16 protein-coding genes are annotated in these 16,493 nt (G+C 65.3%); 8 read left to right on the top strand and 8 right to left on the bottom strand.

The features are described from left to right. Window positions 1-23: 23 nt before the first annotated feature. From KO516_RS04455 to KO516_RS04445, 3 genes are read right to left on the bottom strand one after another with little or no spacing between them, the layout of a single operon-like run. Window positions 24-536, bottom strand: a complete 513-nt coding sequence (locus tag KO516_RS04455; protein ID WP_216002607.1) for a hypothetical protein — start codon at window positions 534-536, stop codon at window positions 24-26. Next, window positions 533-1,981 (bottom strand): aldehyde dehydrogenase, encoded by a 1,449-nt coding sequence (locus KO516_RS04450; protein WP_216002606.1) that lies wholly within the window; start codon window positions 1,979-1,981, stop codon window positions 533-535. Before KO516_RS04450 ends, KO516_RS04455 begins: the two co-directional genes overlap by 4 nt. Window positions 1,982-2,032: 51 nt before the next feature. Further along, window positions 2,033-3,334 (bottom strand): aspartate aminotransferase family protein, encoded by a 1,302-nt coding sequence (locus KO516_RS04445; RefSeq protein ID WP_252737394.1) that lies wholly within the window; start codon window positions 3,332-3,334, stop codon window positions 2,033-2,035. 93 nt (window positions 3,335-3,427) lie between these two features. Between KO516_RS04445 and KO516_RS04440 the strand changes: the two genes are divergently transcribed. Continuing rightward, entirely contained in the window at window positions 3,428-4,270 is an 843-nt protein-coding gene (locus tag KO516_RS04440; RefSeq protein ID WP_216002605.1) for a LysR family transcriptional regulator, read from the top strand. A 210-nt stretch (window positions 4,271-4,480) separates the two neighbouring features. Further along, a complete protein-coding gene (locus KO516_RS04435; RefSeq protein ID WP_216002604.1) occupies window positions 4,481-6,703 on the top strand; it encodes a VWA domain-containing protein in 2,223 nt (740 codons plus the stop codon). A gap of 144 nt (window positions 6,704-6,847) precedes the next feature. Here the strand turns inward: KO516_RS04435 and KO516_RS04430 are convergent, their stop codons facing one another. From KO516_RS04430 to fabD, 3 genes are all read right to left on the bottom strand, one after another. Then, the gene (locus KO516_RS04430) at window positions 6,848-7,081 is read right to left on the bottom strand and encodes an acyl carrier protein (protein WP_007800270.1); all 234 of its coding nucleotides are present in this window, start codon (window positions 7,079-7,081) and stop codon (window positions 6,848-6,850) included. 220 nt (window positions 7,082-7,301) lie between these two features. Further along, window positions 7,302-8,039, bottom strand: coding sequence for a 3-oxoacyl-ACP reductase FabG (fabG, locus tag KO516_RS04425; RefSeq protein ID WP_216002603.1), 738 nt, complete (start codon window positions 8,037-8,039; stop codon window positions 7,302-7,304). A 22-nt stretch (window positions 8,040-8,061) separates the two neighbouring features. Beyond that, on the bottom strand, window positions 8,062-9,012 hold the full coding sequence (gene fabD, locus KO516_RS04420; RefSeq protein ID WP_216002602.1) for an ACP S-malonyltransferase: 951 nt from the start codon (window positions 9,010-9,012) through the stop codon (window positions 8,062-8,064). A gap of 192 nt (window positions 9,013-9,204) precedes the next feature. On the opposite strand from fabD, the gene KO516_RS04415 reads away from it, so the two are divergent. The 5 genes from KO516_RS04415 to KO516_RS04395 all read left to right on the top strand — a co-directional run bounded on the left by KO516_RS04415 (window position 9,205) and on the right by KO516_RS04395 (window position 14,550). Then, window positions 9,205-10,401, top strand: a complete 1,197-nt coding sequence (locus KO516_RS04415) for a cytochrome b/b6 domain-containing protein (protein ID WP_216002601.1) — start codon at window positions 9,205-9,207, stop codon at window positions 10,399-10,401. A gap of 205 nt (window positions 10,402-10,606) precedes the next feature. Further along, window positions 10,607-11,641, top strand: a complete 1,035-nt coding sequence (gene pyrC, locus KO516_RS04410; RefSeq protein WP_216002600.1) for a dihydroorotase — start codon at window positions 10,607-10,609, stop codon at window positions 11,639-11,641. Then, complete coding sequence (locus KO516_RS04405; protein WP_216002599.1) at window positions 11,626-12,015, top strand: hypothetical protein; 390 nt, start codon at window positions 11,626-11,628, stop codon at window positions 12,013-12,015. Before pyrC ends, KO516_RS04405 begins: the two co-directional genes overlap by 16 nt. Before the next feature lie 114 nt (window positions 12,016-12,129). Then, window positions 12,130-12,813 (top strand): orotate phosphoribosyltransferase, encoded by a 684-nt coding sequence (locus KO516_RS04400; protein WP_216002598.1) that lies wholly within the window; start codon window positions 12,130-12,132, stop codon window positions 12,811-12,813. Between the two features lie 246 nt (window positions 12,814-13,059). Beyond that, complete coding sequence (locus KO516_RS04395) at window positions 13,060-14,550, top strand: replicative DNA helicase (protein WP_216002597.1); 1,491 nt, start codon at window positions 13,060-13,062, stop codon at window positions 14,548-14,550. A gap of 808 nt (window positions 14,551-15,358) precedes the next feature. Here KO516_RS04395 and KO516_RS04385 read toward each other — a convergent pair. Together KO516_RS04385 and KO516_RS04380 are read right to left on the bottom strand one after the other, a co-directional pair. Continuing rightward, window positions 15,359-15,634 carry an IS3 family transposase gene (locus KO516_RS04385; RefSeq protein WP_216002595.1) on the bottom strand — a complete coding sequence of 92 codons (276 nt, stop codon included), beginning with the start codon at window positions 15,632-15,634 and terminating at the stop codon, window positions 15,359-15,361. Window positions 15,635-15,846: 212 nt separating this feature from the next. After that, a complete protein-coding gene (locus KO516_RS04380; protein WP_216002594.1) occupies window positions 15,847-16,083 on the bottom strand; it encodes a transposase in 237 nt (78 codons plus the stop codon). 246 nt (window positions 16,084-16,329) lie between these two features. Between KO516_RS04380 and KO516_RS04375 the strand changes: the two genes are divergently transcribed. After that, window positions 16,330-16,493 (top strand): transposase (locus KO516_RS04375; RefSeq protein ID WP_216002638.1); only part of this gene is annotated, 164 nt, incomplete at its 3' end.

Below are 16,493 nucleotides of genomic sequence, written 5' to 3'. Positions count from 1 at the left end.
ATCCCGCACACCGGATTACCAGATCAACGCCGCTCGGGAGCATGAGTTCCCTTCTCTGCGGCACAAATCGCCGCAAGGCGGCGGATCGCGTCGGCATCGGCGCGGGCGCTGTCTTCGGCGCGCGACAGGCGCATCCGCGACAAGCTTGCCGCCACCCCCGAGCACAGCGCCGCAGTGCACATGATCCCGGCCGGCACCACGCCCACCGTTCCCGCCAGCGCCAGCGCCGCCCCCGTGACGCAGGCGCCAAGACTGATCGACTGGATCGGCGCGACGATCTTTTCCGCCGGTCGGGCGGCGGCGCGGGCGGCGGCCTCGCGGGTGGCGACCTCGCTCAGCAGCCAGTCATGCAAGGTCTCCGCCGTTTCAGTGTCGTTGAGCGCACGCAGCGCCTGCCGCAGCGCCCGCGGCGCCATCGGGTCATGGGCAAGCGCGCCGATGGCGGCCTCGATCTCGGGCCATGGCACGGCTTCGCCCATGCCGTCCTGCGCGGCATGGCTCAGAAGCGCGGTGACAAGCGTGCGTTCGGCGCTCACAGGTCGATCAGCACCGATTTGGTGCGGCGGTTGCCGTGATAGGCCTCGCGCCCCAGATCCTTGCCAAGCCCCGAGGCTTTCCAGCCGCCCGTCGGCAGGATGTGATCGCGGGTGCGCCCGTAGCGGTTAACCCAGACGGTGCCCGCCTCCAGCTTGCGGGTGATCCGCAGCGCCCGACTGAGATCACGGGTAAACAGCCCCGCGCACAGCCCGTAAGTTGGATGAGAAGCAAGCTGCAACGCCTCGTCTTCGCTGGAAAATCTTTGGAATGTGGCAACCGGCCCAAAGATTTCCTCGGTGACGGCGGGATTGGTTTCGGTGACCTCGGAAATCAGCGTCGGGCGATAGAAAGATCCCTCGCGGTCGAACGCGCTGCCACCGCAGAGCAGTTCGGCCCCCTGCGTCACAGCCGCCTGCACGATGCCGTCGATGCGGCGCAGCTGCTTGCCCGAGATGATCGGCGAGAACCCCGCCGTGTCGGCCAGCGTATCGGTGGGCACCACCGCCGCGAAGCGTTCCAGCAGCTTTGCCGCCAGCGCATCGGCGATGCTGTCCTCGACAAGAATGCGCGAGCCGGCGACGCAGAACTGCCCGGCGTTGGGCAGGATGCCGCGCACAAGGCAATCGGCGGTGTGATCGAGATCGCAATCGGCGAAAACCACCTGCGGGCTCTTGCCACCAAGCTCGAGCGTCATCGGCTTGATGCCTGTTTTCGCGATATTTTCCATGATTGCTGCCCCGGCGCGGGTCGAGCCGGTAAAGCTGACCTTGTCGATGCCCGGATGCCCGGTGATCGCCGCGCCGGTCACCGGCCCGTCGCCCATCACCACGTTGATCAGCCCTTCGGGCAGACCCGCCTGCACCGACAGTTCTGCCACATACGACGTTGTCCAAGGCGTCATTTCCGATGGTTTGATCACCACCGCATTGCCCGCTGCCAGCGCCGCGCCCAGCTTCCACGCCGCCATGTTCAGCGGGAAGTTCCAAGGCGTGATCGCCCCGATCACCCCATAGGGCGCATCGTCGATAAACCCGAAGGCGGCGTCCGAGGTTGGCACCAGCGTGCCTGCCTCCTTGTCGGCAAATTCGGCAAAAAAGCGGATCTGCTCGGCGCTGGTCATCACATCGCCGACGCGCGCTTCGGCTTGTGGGCGCGACGAACAGACCGCCTCCATCCGGGCGATGGTCTCGGCCTCGGCTTCGATCAGGTCGGCCCAGGCGTGCATGGCGCGCACCCGCGCCCGCGGCGCAAGCCCTGCCCAGCCCGAGGATGTCAGCGCCGTGCGCGCCGCGCTGACGGCCTCATCGACCACCGAGGCATCGGCCAGCGGGATCGCCCCAAGCGCCGCCCCGGTCGACGGCGAGGTCACCTCGATCGCCTCGCTGCCTGAAACGTGGCGCCCCCCGATGTAGTGACCGGACGGCAGGGGAATATCGAAACTCATGGCGGCGCTCCTTTTGTTGCGCCGGACCCTAGCGCCGCCCTTCGAGCGATCCTAGCCCCCGGCTGCGGAAATTGCCTCGGCCATGATTTCCAGCCCAAGATCGATCTCGGCGTCGGTCGCGGTCAGGGGCGGCGCGATACGGAACACCGCGCCCATGGCGGGAAGTTTGACGATGTTCATGCTAAGCCCGCGCGCCATCGCCTCGGCGGCGATACGATCGCCCATGTCCAGATCGGGCACCCGGCTGGCCCGGTCGGTCACAATTTCGAGCCCCAGCAAAAGCCCGCGCCCGCGCACATCGCCGATGCAGTCGAATCGCTGCTGCAGCGACAACAGCCCGTCGCGAAGCCGGGCGCCCGCAACCGTGGCGCGCGCCGCCAGCCCGTCGCGTTCGATCACATCGAGCACCGTGCAGCCCACGGCGGCGGGCAGCGGATCGTTCACATGGGTGGTGAGGAAGATATAGCCCTTGTCATGCGCCGCCTGCTCCAGCGCGGTGCTGGTCAGCACGGCGGCCAGCGGCAGCCCCGCCCCCAGCGTTTTCGACAGCGTCAGGATATCGGGCACCACGCCATCGCGTTGAAAGGCGAACATATCGCCGGTGCGCGCCATGCCGGTCTGCGCCTCATCAAGGATCAGCAACATGCCGCGCTCCTCGCATTTGCGCTTGAGCGCGGCGAGATAGCCCAGCGGAAGCTCGATGATGCCACCGGACGACAGGATCGGCTCGGCGATAAAGGCCGCAAGGCTGCCGGTCGATTGCGCGTCGACCATAGCGAAGGCGTCGTCAAGTTCGCTCTGCCAGTCGAGCGTGCCATCCGCATGGGTAAAGCGCGGGTGATAGGCATGCGGCGCGGGAATGGCAAAATTGCCAACGCTCGCCGGCCCGGCGCCTTGTCGCGCGGCGCTGTAGGTCGCCCCGGCGGCGGCCCCGGTCATGCCATGCCAGCTGCGCGAAAAGGCGACGATCTCGTGTTTGCCGGTCACCACCTTGGCCAGCCGGATCGCGGCCTCGTTGGATTCACCGCCCGTCGACAGCAGCATCACCTTTTCCAGCCCCGGAACCATGCTGCCCAGTCGCGTGCACAGGTCGATCACCGGGCGTGACAGCATCCCCGAAAACAGATGATCCAGCCGCCCCACCTGATCGCGCACACAGGCGACAATATCAGGGTGGGAATGGCCCAGCACCGCGCTCATCTGGCCCGAGGTGAAATCGAGGATGCGCGTGCCGTCTTCGGCCACCACGAAGGCGCCCTCGGCAGAGGCAATCACCTTGCTCTCGAACACCGGTCCATAGCGCATCACATGGGCTAGCGTGTCTTCGGTAATGGTTCTGTCGGCTTTGGTCATGTCTGCCTCCTGCTGGCGTTTGAGCGAAGTCTATGCCTTGCTGCGCAATAAGGATAATTCATACTTCAAAGCCCGGACTTGAGGATTTCTGATATGGCAACGCTGGATATCGCGCTGTTGAAAAGTTTCGTCGCCGTGGCGCGGGCCGGGTCGATCCGGGCGGCAGCAGACCGCGTTGGGCGCACGCAATCGGCGCTGAGCCTTCAGATGAAAAAGCTCGAAGACATTGCCGGTGCGCCTTTGCTGCATCGCACCGGGTCGGGGGTAACGCTGACCGTGGCGGGCGAGCGGCTGATTGGCGGGGCCGAGCGCATCCTTGCCGCCCATGACGAGACGCTGGCGCTGATGCGCCCGCGCGGGCTGCGCGGGGCGCTGTCCTTCGGCTGCCCCGAGGATTACCTGACCGCCTTTTTCCCCGCGCTGCTGCGCCGCTACGGCCAGGACCACCCCGATGTCGAGATCGAGATCGTCTGCGCCCCCACGGTCGAGCTGCGCCCGATGCTGGCGCGCCGCCGCATCGACCTTGCGCTGATATCGGTGCCGGGTGCAGCCGCAGGCGTGGACATCCTGCGCCACGAGCCGCTGGTCTGGATTGGCGCGCCGGCGCTGCTGGAGGCACAGCCGCTGCCGCTGGCGCTGGCCGGTCCCGAAACGGTGGATCACCGCATGGCGCGCGCGGTGCTTGATGCGGCGGGCCGGGCCTATCGCGTCACCCATGCCAGCAACGGGCTCGCCGGCCTGCTGGCCATTGCCCGGTCCGGCCTTGCGATCAGCGTGGTCACCGGCGCGGCAGTGCCAGCCGATCTGTGCGTGCTGAGCGACGGCCTGCCGCCGCTGCCACGTATCGGCATGACCGTGACCTGCGCCTCGCCCCGGCCCACGCCAGTGGTCCGGGCCTTTGGCGATTTCGTCGCGGCAGCGCTGCGCAGCGACTGAGGCCCGCCTTCGCCAGTATTTCTCCCAAAGAAGATTGAACCGATGGCGGTTTTCCGCAAACCTGCAACCACGGATTGTGCAGACCGGGGACTGCCGCACAAGCCCAAAGCCCGCGCCAATGACCGGTCTAGCGCATGACGTGCAGGCCGGTCTGTCGATGCAAAAAACAATTTCTTCGCAATGGCGACACGACTTTAAAAAGGAAATCCAATGCCCGATTTTATCGGCACCGACGCCTCTGAAACCCTGAATGGCATCGACGGCACCGACCGCCTCACCGGGCTTGGCGGCGACGACACCATCGACGGACGCCCGCAAGAGGACATCTCGGTCTACCGCGGCAATTTCGCCGACTATACCGTAGAATTCCTTAACACCGGCGCGGTTCGCATCACCGACAGCGTCGCGAATCGCGACGGCACCGATCTGCTGACCTCGGTCGAATATGCCGAATTCGCCGACATGCAGGTCGGGCTTCGCAGCGGGCAGGACATTGCCATCGTGGTCGACACCACTGGCAGCATGTACGATGACATCGCCGCGGTGAAGTCGAGTGCGCTCGATCTGCTCGATGCCATCTTCGCTCCTGAGAACGGGCTCTACGACAGTCGCATCGCCATCGTGGGCTTCAACGATCCCGGCACCGATGTGGTTCTGGAGTTCACCGACGACGCAGATCCCGAAGACCGCAAGCTTGCGGCCATCGCCGCCATCAACTCCCTGCGCGCCAACGGCGGCGGCGATTTTCCCGAACTGACCTTCAAGGGACTTCAACTTGCGCTTGATGGAAGCGCTGGCGACTGGCGGCCCGACGCAACCGCGTCGCGCATCTTTATCTTCGGTGACGCCAGCGCCAAAGACGAATCGCTGGAGGATGCGGTCTATGCATTGGCCTCCGATGTTCCGGCGCTGACCGGGGAATCGAATACGCCCCTTCGTGTACAGATCAGCACCATTACTCTTGGCGGTAGCCGTGCGGCACTTGATGATTTCGCGCGCATCGCCAACGCCACGGGCGGCGAAGCGCTGACCGCCGCCAATGCCAGCGATCTGGTTGATGTTCTGCTCACCGCGATCGTTTCGGCGAGCGATGCCGATGATTTTCTGACCGGCACGGCACGGCCGAACCTGCTGGATGGTCTGGGCGGCAACGACACCATTGATGCCCGCGAGGGCAACGACACCCTGCTCGGTCGTGATGGCGACGATCTGCTGATCGCCGGGCAAGACAACGATCGCATCTGGGGTGGCACTGGCAGCGACACCATCGAGGCGGGCGCGGGCGGCGACACCGCCTCGGGCGGGCCTGGCGACGATCTGATCGACGGGCATCGCGACAACGATCTGCTGCGCGGCAATGACGGCAACGATACCGTGCGTGGGGGCATCGGCGACGACACCGTCCTTGGGGGGCGCGGCGACGATCTACTCTCCGGCAATCAGGGCAATGACACGGCCTATGGCGGCGACGGCAACGATGACATCCGCGGCTGGGGCGGCGACGATTCCCTGCTTGGCGGCGGCGGCGCCGACCTGATCGCGGCGAACGAGGGCGACGATACGGCCTATGGCGGCGCGGGCAGCGATACGATCAGCGGCGGCGATGGCAACGACCAGCTTGCGGGCAACCGCGATGCCGATGTCCTTTACGGCGAATTCGGCGCAGACCTTCTGCGCGGCGGCATCGGCGACGATCTGATCTTCGGCGGGCGACAGAACGACACCCTGCGCGGCAACGAGGGTGCCGATCTGCTGCGCGGCGGCAACGGCGATGACATGCTATACGGCGGCGATGGCAACGACGTGCTGATCGGCGGCACGGGCGCCGACAGCTTCTTCGGCGGCGACGGCGCCGATGCCGTATCCTACGCCGGGGTGGCGGTCTCGACAGGCGCCATGCATCTTGGCGTGCGGGCCAGCCTGCAAGATCCATCGATAAACGCGGGTGGCGCAAGCGGTGACAGCTACACCTCTGTCGAGATCGTGATCGGCTCGGGATTTGATGACCACCTGATCGGCAACGCCTTCGACAACCACCTGTTTGGCGGCGACTGGAACGACACCCTCGAAGGCGGTGACGGCGATGATCTGCTTCAGGGCGGCGATCAATACGACACCCTGCTCGGCGGCACGGGCGATGATACGCTGCAGGGCGGCTACGGCAGAGACACCCTGACCGGCGGCGCTGGGGCCGACGTTTTCTTCTTCGACAGGCTGGAAGCCGTAGACGTCATCACGGATTTCGAGCTCGGCACCGACCTGCTGCGAATCAGGGCATCGAGCTGGACAGGCGGCACACTGGATGAGGCCTCGCTTGAGGCAATGACCTCGACAGACGGCGACAGTCTGACCATCGGACTGTATGACGGCTCGATCGTGCTCGAGGGCATCACCTCGACCGACGCCCTGCTCGCCGACATCGAACTGTTCTGATCAAAGCCCCGCCCGATGTGCTGCGGGACGGCGGGCGGGGCGATGTTCCGCAGGAACGAGCGCCGGTCCCGGCCGGGTACAACGCAAAAAAGGCGGCGCCCCGCTGGGGCGCCGCCTTGGAAATCCGGTCGGTCCGAAAGGCTCTTACGAGGCTTCCTTGATGAACTTGACCGCGTCACCGAAGGTCTGGATGGTTTCGGCGGCGTCGTCGGGGATCTCGATCCCGAACTCTTCCTCGAAGGCCATGACCAGCTCGACCGTGTCAAGGCTGTCCGCGCCCAGATCGTCGATGAACGAGGCGCTCTCGGTCACCTTGTCTTCTTCCACACCAAGGTGCTCGACAACGATCTTGCGAACGCGATCAGGAATATCGCTCATTTTCCGTCCTCACAATTTTCCGGGCTCTCGCCCATCTCTGCCCTCGCCCCACCGGGGTGGCGGCTCATGTCGCCCGTTGCCCGGGCGGCTCTTCCCGGTCGGTCCGGGTCAAACCTCGGGGGCGCGAGTCTTCGCACCCCCGAGGCCCTAATCCATGCGGGCCTATATCACACGCGTGTCAGATGGCAAATGCTTTCCGGCAGCGTGAAGAAGGCCGTTCTCACAGCATTGCCATGCCGCCGTTTACGTGCAGCGTGCTGCCCGTGACATAAGCGGATTCAGGGCTGGAAAGGTACAGAACCGCTGCCGCGATCTCATCGGCAGAGCCCATGCGGCCCGCCGGAATCTGCCCCAGAATGCCAGCTTTCTGGTCATCGGACAGCTTGTCCGTCATCGCGGTTTCGATGAATCCGGGCGCAACGGCATTCACCGTGATTCCGCGCGAGGCAACCTCGTAGGCCAGCGATTTCGACATGCCCACCATGCCCGCCTTAGAGGCGGCATAGTTGCCCTGCCCCGGATTCCCGGTGGCCCCGACGACCGACGAGATATTGACGATCCGGCCCCAGCGCGCCTTCATCATGCCGCGCAGCACACCCTTGCAGAGCTTGAAGGTCGCGGTCAGGTTCACATCGATGACCGACTGCCATTCGTCATCCGACATCCGCATGAACAGGTTGTCGCGGGTGATCCCGGCATTGTTCACGAGAATATCAACCGCGCCCATCGCCTCGGCCGCCTGTTTGGGCAGCGCCGCGACCGCCTCGGGGTCGGAAAGATTGCACGGCAGCACAAAGCCCCGCTCGCCCAGCTCGTCCGCCAGCGCCTGAAGCGGCGCCTCGCGGGTGCCAGACAGCGCCACCGTGGCCCCGGCCCCGTGCAGCGCCTTGGCGATTGCGCCGCCGATGCCGCCCGATGCGCCGGTGATCAGCGCGCATTTTCCTGTCAGATCGAACATTGCCCGTCCTCTTTATAGTGTCTCACTCAGCCGCGGTGTCCGCCGCGATGACCTTGGCCACCTCTTCGGGCGTGCCGATGTTCTGCACGGCAGCAGAGCGCTCGATGCGCCGCACCATGCCCGACAGCGCCTTGCCCGCGCCAATTTCCCAGAATTCGGTGACGCCCTGCCCAAGCATGTACTGGACCGACTCGCGCCAGCGCACCGATCCGGTGACCTGCTCGACCAGCAGCGCCCGGATTTCGTCCGGATCAGTGAGCGCCGCCGCGCGCACGTTGGCAACCAGCGGCACCGAGGGCGCCTTGATCTGCACAGCGGCCAGCGCCTCGGCCATGACCTCGGCTGCGGGCGCCATCAGGGCGCAATGGAACGGGGCGCTGACCGGCAGCATCACGGCCCGCTTGGCCCCCTTGGCCTTGGCGATCTCGACCGCGCGCTCGACAGCGTGCTTGCTGCCGGAAATCACCACCTGCCCCGGATCATTGTCATTGGCCGCGGCGCAGACACCGCCATCGGCGGCGGCTTCGGCGGCCACCTCGCGCGCGGTGGCAAGATCAAGCCCGAGCAGCGCCGCCATCGCGCCCATTCCGACCGGCACCGCGCTTTGCATGGCGCGGCCACGAATGCGCAGCAGACGCGCCGCATCGGCAACGCGCAGCGCGCCGGCAGCGGTCAGCGCCGAATACTCGCCCAGCGAATGCCCGGCGACAAAGGCGGCAGAGTCGACCTGCACGCCCTCGGCCTCCAGCGCACGCAGCGCCGCCAGCGAGGTCGCCATCAGCGCGGGCTGGGCGTTTTCGGTCAGCGTCAGAGTTTCGGCATCGCCCTCCCAGATCAGCGAGGACAGGCTCTGGTCAAGTGCCGCATCGACCTCGTCAAAGATCGCCTTGGCCGCCGGATAGGCCTCGGCCAGCGCGCGGCCCATGCCGATGGTCTGGGCGCCTTGGCCGGGAAAGATGAACGCTCGCGACATGGGGTCCTCCGTCTGCATCTGCGGTGCGGGCGCGCTGCGCCCCGTGTTGGACGCCTCCATTAACGGGGTTGCCATGGTTTCGCAACGCTCGCGCGATGCGCACGTCCGCTGTGCGCCGGGCCGCAATTGCCCATGCGTCGCCAAACGGGCACCTATCCTGTCACCCAGATGCCGCGCCCGCAGGAGCCAGACATGCCCCTTTCCAACACCGCCACCGCCTATGGCGGCATTGCCCGCCTGTTTCACTGGCTGATCGCCCTTGGGATCGCGCTCATGATCCCGCTAGGATGGGCCGCACACCTGTGGCCGATGCAGGATGCAGCGGCGATCACCATCAAGACCACGCTGTTCTCGGCCCACAAGACGCTGGGTGTCGCCATCTTCTTCGTTGCGCTGGCGCGCATCGGCTTTGCCCTGAGCCAACCGCGCCCGGTGCCTCTGCACCCGGAGCGACGCACCGAAACCCTGCTGGCCGAAGCCGTGCATTGGGCCCTCTACAGTGCGCTGGTGCTGGTGCCGCTGTCCGGCTGGATCGAACATGCGGCAACCGATGGCTTTGCGCCGATCTGGTGGCCCCTGGGGCAAGACCTGCCGCTGGTGCCCAATTCCCCCACGCTGGCGAAAAGCTTTGCCGAGGTGCATTTCCTCGCACAATGGCTGCTCGTCGCCGCGCTTGCGCTGCACATCGCTGGAGCGCTGAAACACGCGCTGATCGACCGCGACGCCACCCTTGCCCGTATGGCCAAAGGTACGTCCGCAGGCACACCCCACCCCCACAAAGGCCACGCAACGCCCGCCCTTCTTGCCAGCGCAGCATGGATCGCCCTGCTGAGCGGCGGCGCCGCGGCGGGCCTGTACGGCACCGCCCCCACTGCCGAGACGCCAAAGCTCGAAGCCGCCGTTTCAGACTGGCAGGTGCAGGATGGGACGCTCTCGATCAGCGTGATGCAGATGGGCACTGAAATCACCGGCAGCTTTGCCGACTGGACCGCCGCCATCGCCTGGACCGAAGCGGCCACGCCCGGCCCCGAAGGCCACGTGACGGTGCAGATCGCTATCCCCTCGCTTGCCTTAGGCTCGGTCACGCAACAGGCGCTCGGGCCCGACTTCTTTGCCGCAACCGAACATCCCACGGCCACATTCCAAGCCGACCTCATCCGCACGGGTGATGGCCGTGAGGCAAAGGGAATGCTCGCGCTCAAAGGCGCTTCGATACCGCTGACCCTGCCCTTCGATCTGACCGTCGAGGGCGACAATGCAACCATGACCGGCCGCGCCACGCTCGACCGCCGCGACTTTGCCATTGGCGACGGCATGAGTGACCCGTTGCAACTTGGATACGAGGTGCAGCTGCGCGTGACCCTGACCGCAACCCGCAGCGAGAACTGACCCGCGCCGCGCCAGACCGCGATGTCCGGCCGGCCTCCGGCGGGGATATTTGCAGCCAGAAGAAATCAGAGCCCCGCGCCCCTGTTTCTTCTGGCCCAAAATATCCCGGGGGGAGCGCAACGCGCGGGGGGCAGCGCCCCCTTCCGCCCTCAGCACCCCATCGACACGTCTGGTCCAGCGCGCGTGGCCATGATATCGCGCCCTCATGACCGAGATCACCCTGCGTCGTCCAGACGACTGGCACCTGCATCTGCGCGATGGCGAGATGCTTAGCGCCGTTGCCCCCGAAAGCGCCCGCCATTTTGGCCGTGCGATCATCATGCCCAATCTGGTGCCTCCCGTGGTCACCGGCGCCGAAGCGGTCGCGTACCGCGAGCGCATCCTTGCCGCGGTACCGGATGGCGCGGATTTCACGCCGCTGATGACGCTTTACCTGACCGAGGCGACCGACCCTGCGGATGTCGTTAAAGCCAAGCAGGACGGCATCGTCACCGCGGTCAAGCTTTACCCGGCGGGCGCGACCACCAATTCGGCCTCCGGGGTGCGCGATTTCGACAAGGTGCGCCCGGTGCTCGAGGCGATGGCCGAAGCCAGCATTCCGCTCTGTGTCCATGGCGAGGTCGTGGATGCCGAGATCGACATCTTCGACCGCGAGGCGGTGTTCATCGAACGCGTGCTCGATCCGATCCGCCGCGCCACCCCCGGCCTCAAGGTGGTGATGGAGCACATCACCACCAAGGACGGTGTCGATTACGCGCGCTCGGGCGGCGATACGCTTGGCGCGACGATCACCACGCATCACCTTGTGATCAACCGCAACCACATCCTCGTCGGTGGCATCAAGCCGCATTACTACTGCCTGCCCGTCGCCAAGCGCGAAAGCCATCGGTTGGCGCTGCTCGAGGCGGCGACCTCGGGCGATGCGACCTTCTTTCTGGGCACCGACAGCGCCCCGCATGTTGACCCGGCCAAGGAAAGCGGCTGCGGCTGTGCTGGCTGCTTCACCGCGACCAACACCATGTCGATCCTCGCCGAGGTCTTCGAGGCCGCCGGCGCGCTGGACCGGCTTGAGGCGTTCACCTCTTTGAACGGGCCCGCCTTCTACGGGCTGGCCCCGAACGACGCCCGCACGACCCTGCGCAAGGGCGCGCCGGTGAGCTATCCGGCAAAGATCGAGACCGGCGACGGGCCGCTCACGGTCTTCGATCCGGGCTTCCCGCTGCATTGGCAGGTGCTCTGAGCGCCCCGGCCTTTCACCGACATCCGGCAAAACGCGCCCATCTGCCCGCAGGTGAGGCGCGTTTTCATGAGTGGCGTGCGCGCGCATCCGTTTCCTGCGCATCTGGTCGCGGCCGCAACACTCCAGACACGGCAGGCATCGACGGCGCGGCCGAGTATGACGCCCCCAATGACACCCCGCTCTGGCGCCTGCGCCTGCTGCGCAAGCTGGTGCATCACACGCAGGCGCAATCCGGCGCGGTGCAGACCTGGGCGAGCCGCCGCAGCGGCGCGCTGGAGGCCTATACCTGTGGCGGGAGCCATCTGCCGCAGCGCCGGCTCAGCGATCCGGTGCCGAACCGCATGGTCTGGGCGCAGACCAATTCGTACGGCTGAGCGCGCCGCGCGCCGGTTTTTTCCGATCAACGCCATGGTCCATGACCCGACGCTCTTTCGCTTGGGCGTGGATATGGGCTAGAGGGGGCGAAACCTGCCGCTGGAGTTGTGCCCATGATCCCCTCGTCCTACCCCTCGCCCGAAGAGATGGCCCGCCTGACCGCACGGATGCTGTGGGAAATCGGCGCCGTGCATTTCATGGAGGGCGGAGAGCCGTTCAAGCTGGCCTCGGGCCTGCCCTCGCCGGTCTATATCGACTGCCGCAAGCCCAATTCGTTCCCCCGAGTGCGTTCGACCCTGATGGATTTCCTGACCGTCACCGTGATGCGCAATGCCGGGTTCGAAACCTTCGACAACATCGCTGGCGGCGAAACGGCGGGCATTCCCTTTGCCGCCATGGTGGCCGAACGCATGGCCCTGCCGATGACCTATGTGCGCAAGAAGCCCAAGGGCTATGGCCGCAACGCCCGCATCGAAGGCGTGATGAGCGAAGGCCAGCGCGTGCTGCTGGTCGAGGATCTGACCACCGATGGCGGCTCCAAGCTGTCCTTTGTCGATGCCATCCGCGAAACCGGTGCCACCTGCGCTCATACCGCGGTGATCTTTTACTACGGCATCTTCCCCGAAACCACCAAGACCCTTGGCGATCACGGCGTCACGCTGCACCACCTGTGCACATGGCATGACGTTCTGGCCGAGGCCAAGGCGCGCGGCGGCTTCGACGCGGCCACGCTGGCGGCGGTCGAAGCCTTCCTTGCCGACCCGCGCAAATGGCAGGCGGAAAACGGCGCATCCTAATCGGGCGGCGCGGGGCAACCCCCCGCGTCGAATCGCTGAACACCGCCCCAGATGTTGCGGGAATCGTGCAATCTGCTACGATATCCGGCGAGAGCTGCGCCACGATCCGGGCAATACCGGGCTTATGCGCCAGTTCTCCACAGAGATATACAGATTGGTTCCGCCCCGCGCTTCGGCTTATAGCAGCCGAACCGCTGGGGAGCGTACGGGGCACAATCGGGAACAGGCACAAGGCAGGGCAGAGCAATGAACGATCATAGCGTATTCAATGCGACCGGTGTCGAGATCGATCAGGCCGACACGATGCCGCATTCGATCGAGGCCGAGCAGCAACTGCTGGGCGCGATCCTGACCAACAACGACGTCTACGACCGCGTCGCGGCGATTCTGACCGCGGCGCATTTCTACGAGCCGGTGCACGCGCGCATCTTTGAGATCGCCGCCGCGCGCATCGCCAAGAACAACCTCGCCTCGCCGGTGACGCTCAAGGCGTTCATGGAAAGCGACGAGGGGCTCAAGGAACTGGGCGGGCCGGCCTATCTGGTGCGCCTTGCCGGGGCGGCGGTGTCTAGCTTTGCGGTGCGCGATTACGCGCAGATGATCTATGATATGGCGGTGCGCCGCGACCTTATCCGGCTCGGGCGCGACATCGCCGACAAGGCCGCCAAGGTCGATGTCAAATCCGAGCCGCGCGAGCAGATCGTCGAGGCCGAACAGGCGCTCTACAAGATGGCCGAGCAGGGCAGCTCCGAGGGCGGCTTTCAATCCTTCCTGCGCGCGGTGACCGATGCCGTGCATGTCGCCAACGCCGCCTACCAGCGCGAGGGCGGGCTTGCGGGCATTTCTACCGGCCTTGCCGATATGGACAAAAAGCTGGGCGGCCTGCACCCGTCCGACCTGTTGATCCTTGCCGGGCGCCCGTCGATGGGCAAGACCTCGCTGGCCACCAACATCGCCTTCAACATCGCCAAGGCCTATCGGCGCGGGATCAAGACCGATGGCACCGAAGGCGCGCTCGACGGCGGCGTTGTGGGCTTCTTCAGCCTCGAAATGAGCGCCGAGCAGCTGGCGAGCCGGATCTTGGCCGAGGCGTCCGAGATCAGCTCGCACAAGATCCGTCAGGGCGACATGGACGAGCGCGAATTCCGCCGTTTCGTCGATGCCGCCAAGGAGCTCGAGGCCTGCCCGCTGTTCATTGATGACACCCCCGCCCTGCCGATTTCGCAGGTCGCGGCGCGGGCGCGGCGGCTGAAGCGGACGCATGGGCTTGACGTGGTGATCGTCGACTATCTGCAGCTGCTGCGCGGCACCGCCGACAACCGGGTGCAGGAGATCGGCGAGATTTCGATGGGCCTGAAAGCCATCGCCAAAGAGCTGAACATCCCGGTGATCGCCCTGTCGCAGCTGTCGCGTCAGGTCGAAAACCGCGAAGACAAGCGCCCGCAGCTGTCCGACCTGCGGGAATCGGGCTCGATCGAACAGGATGCCGACGTGGTGATGTTCGTGTTCCGCGAGGAATATTACACCGAACGCGAAAAGCCGTCGGATGACCGGCTCGACGAAATGGCGGCATGGCAGGAAAAGATGTCACGCCTGCACGGCAAGGCCGAGGTGATCATCGGCAAGCAGCGTCACGGCCCCATCGGCACGGTCGAGCTGTCCTTCGAAAGCCAGTTCACCCGCTTCGGCAACCTCGTGAAGCCGTGGCAGCAAAACGGCGACGACGCCGGGTACTGATCCGCCGTTTCGAGGCAGGAGCGACCATAAGAACAGGGCGGCCTACTCAGCGCCGCCCGTCCTTCTGCATCGCGCAGGAGGCCTCAGGCCTTGCGCGCCCTGCGGCGCAGCGCGGCAACCCAGCAGCATCAGGCCTGACGCGGGCACCAGCACTGCGTCTGCTGTGACCTCGGTGCAACCGGTGACACAGGCGAACTGGACCAGCTTGCCACAAATGGCAACGTCGAGGCTTTCGCCCCCGGCACCTTGAAATCGGCGGCACTGAAAGCGAGGCGTAAAATGCCTTCGACAGTGCAACTCTGAGTTCCACCCCATCTGTTGGACAGTATCTGGTGTAGAGTAGGCTACACTCTGCCCCTGCCGGTCGGTTTCGATTTGGTAAAGTAGACCACGGCGGGCGGCCGCTGGTGATTGCAGAAAGCGATCCATTGGCCAACGCCAGCCTTGGCCTGCGCGCCGGTCTCCCAAGGCGTGCAGGTATGCACACTCATCCTTCACAGACCGCCAGAGACGCGCGATGAAGATGTTGTCGAGACAGCGGCCCGTCCCGTACATTGAGATTCTGGCACCGATCCGTTTCAGCCGGTTGCTCCAGGCGAAGGATGTGAACTGTGCGCCCTGATCGCTGTTCATGATCTCTGACGGGCCAAAGCGGTGAACTGCCTCGTTTAAGAAGTCCGCCTCCAGCGTGTTCGGGATGCGCCGGGCCAGCACCTCCCGGGTGAATCAGCCATGATGGCGACCAGGGAGAGGACGCCTCGTCGCATCGGCAGACAGGGGAGGTCGGCGCACCCGTTGCCCGGAAAGGTCATGCGCAGCATGATCCCGAAGGGAGGAACTGGTTTGGCCGATCGACCCGCAGGCCAGCTAGCAGGCAGGGGCAGCGCCCCTTCGCGGGCTTGCTGGTGTTGAGCTTCCGGTAGATCGGCATCGGCCGCATCAACCGCCGGATGCGCATCAGGTTCACGGCGTGGCCTTCGCTCTGCAGGTGCCGGGTCACCTCCTGGACGCCGTAGAACGGCGTTTCCAAGAATTGCCTGTCGATCAGTTGCCGGCCGATCAGTTGCATGAGCGCCAGGTTCACTGCGATCTCGCCCTGCGCTGCGCAGTAAGTAGAATGACGACCGCGAGATCGGCAGCAGGCGGCATTGCGCCCCGACCGACAGCGTGGGGTGAGAGCGTTCGATCATCCCGCGCCTCGCTTTCCGGTCCAGGGTGTGAGCCCTCGTGACAAAAAAAAATCGTTGGCGACTGCATTGGCGGGTTCTCTCGGGTCGATGGCGTTCACCCGCCAATTCACCCGATCTTGGCGTGCAGTGGGGGCAGCGTCTCCCCGTCGACCTCGGCCTTCTTCTTTCCGCCGCGTTCAAAGATCTCCGATGCCCCCTCGAGCAGCGCCGCCTTCCATTGCTGGATCATGCTCGGATGCACGCCGTATTCCGCCGCAAGCATCGACACGCTGCGGGCGCCTATCACCGCTTCCTGCGCCACGCGAGCCCTGAAGCCCGCGTCATGGTTCCTGCGCGTCGACATGTTCTGATCTGCTCGTCCTTGGAGACCAGAAGACGTCGGATTGTAGCTTCCGTCACTGTCCGATTTTCGGGGAGGAGCTCACTGCATCGGGGCGGAAGCTGCCGCGTACCAGGCCATAAGCTTGCAATTGGCGCAGCCACCCGGCATCGCTGACATCGGTTTTGCGGCCGGGGACGTTCCTAGGGTCAGGATGCATTGATTTCGCTGCACCAGCATGATTCACGGCTTCGAAAACGGAGCGGTGATATGAGCGATCTCTTCTGGCTGACTGACGCGCAGATGGCACGTCTGGCTCCCTTCTTTCCCAAGTCACACGGGAAGCCTCGGGTTGATGATAGACGCGTCTTGAGCGGCATTATTTTCATCAATCGCAATGGCTTGCGTTGGCGGGATGCACCGAAGGAATATGG

This window comes from Citreicella sp. C3M06 (assembly GCF_018860705.1).
Taxonomy (GTDB): domain Bacteria; phylum Pseudomonadota; class Alphaproteobacteria; order Rhodobacterales; family Rhodobacteraceae; genus Salipiger.
The sequence above is the reverse complement of the archived record's forward strand: the minus strand, read 5'-3'. Positions and strand labels throughout refer to the sequence as shown.

Bases quoted from the DNA above. Each gene is read 5' to 3' on its own strand.
- KO516_RS04450 (WP_216002606.1), bottom strand. From the start codon at position 1,981: ATGAGTTTCGATATTCCCCTGCCGTCCGGTCACTACATCGGGGGGCGC.
- KO516_RS04445 (WP_252737394.1), bottom strand. From the start codon at position 3,334: ATGACCAAAGCCGACAGAACCATTACCGAAGACACGCTAGCCCATGTG.
- KO516_RS04440 (WP_216002605.1), top strand. From the start codon at position 3,428: ATGGCAACGCTGGATATCGCGCTGTTGAAAAGTTTCGTCGCCGTGGCG.
- KO516_RS04435 (WP_216002604.1), top strand. From the start codon at position 4,481: ATGCCCGATTTTATCGGCACCGACGCCTCTGAAACCCTGAATGGCATC.
- KO516_RS04430 (WP_007800270.1), bottom strand. From the start codon at position 7,081: ATGAGCGATATTCCTGATCGCGTTCGCAAGATCGTTGTCGAGCACCTT.
- fabG (WP_216002603.1), bottom strand. From the start codon at position 8,039: ATGTTCGATCTGACAGGAAAATGCGCGCTGATCACCGGCGCATCGGGC.
- fabD (WP_216002602.1), bottom strand. From the start codon at position 9,012: ATGTCGCGAGCGTTCATCTTTCCCGGCCAAGGCGCCCAGACCATCGGC.
- KO516_RS04415 (WP_216002601.1), top strand. From the start codon at position 9,205: ATGCCCCTTTCCAACACCGCCACCGCCTATGGCGGCATTGCCCGCCTG.
- pyrC (WP_216002600.1), top strand. From the start codon at position 10,607: ATGACCGAGATCACCCTGCGTCGTCCAGACGACTGGCACCTGCATCTG.
- KO516_RS04400 (WP_216002598.1), top strand. From the start codon at position 12,130: ATGATCCCCTCGTCCTACCCCTCGCCCGAAGAGATGGCCCGCCTGACC.
- KO516_RS04395 (WP_216002597.1), top strand. From the start codon at position 13,060: ATGAACGATCATAGCGTATTCAATGCGACCGGTGTCGAGATCGATCAG.
- KO516_RS04380 (WP_216002594.1), bottom strand. From the start codon at position 16,083: ATGTCGACGCGCAGGAACCATGACGCGGGCTTCAGGGCTCGCGTGGCG.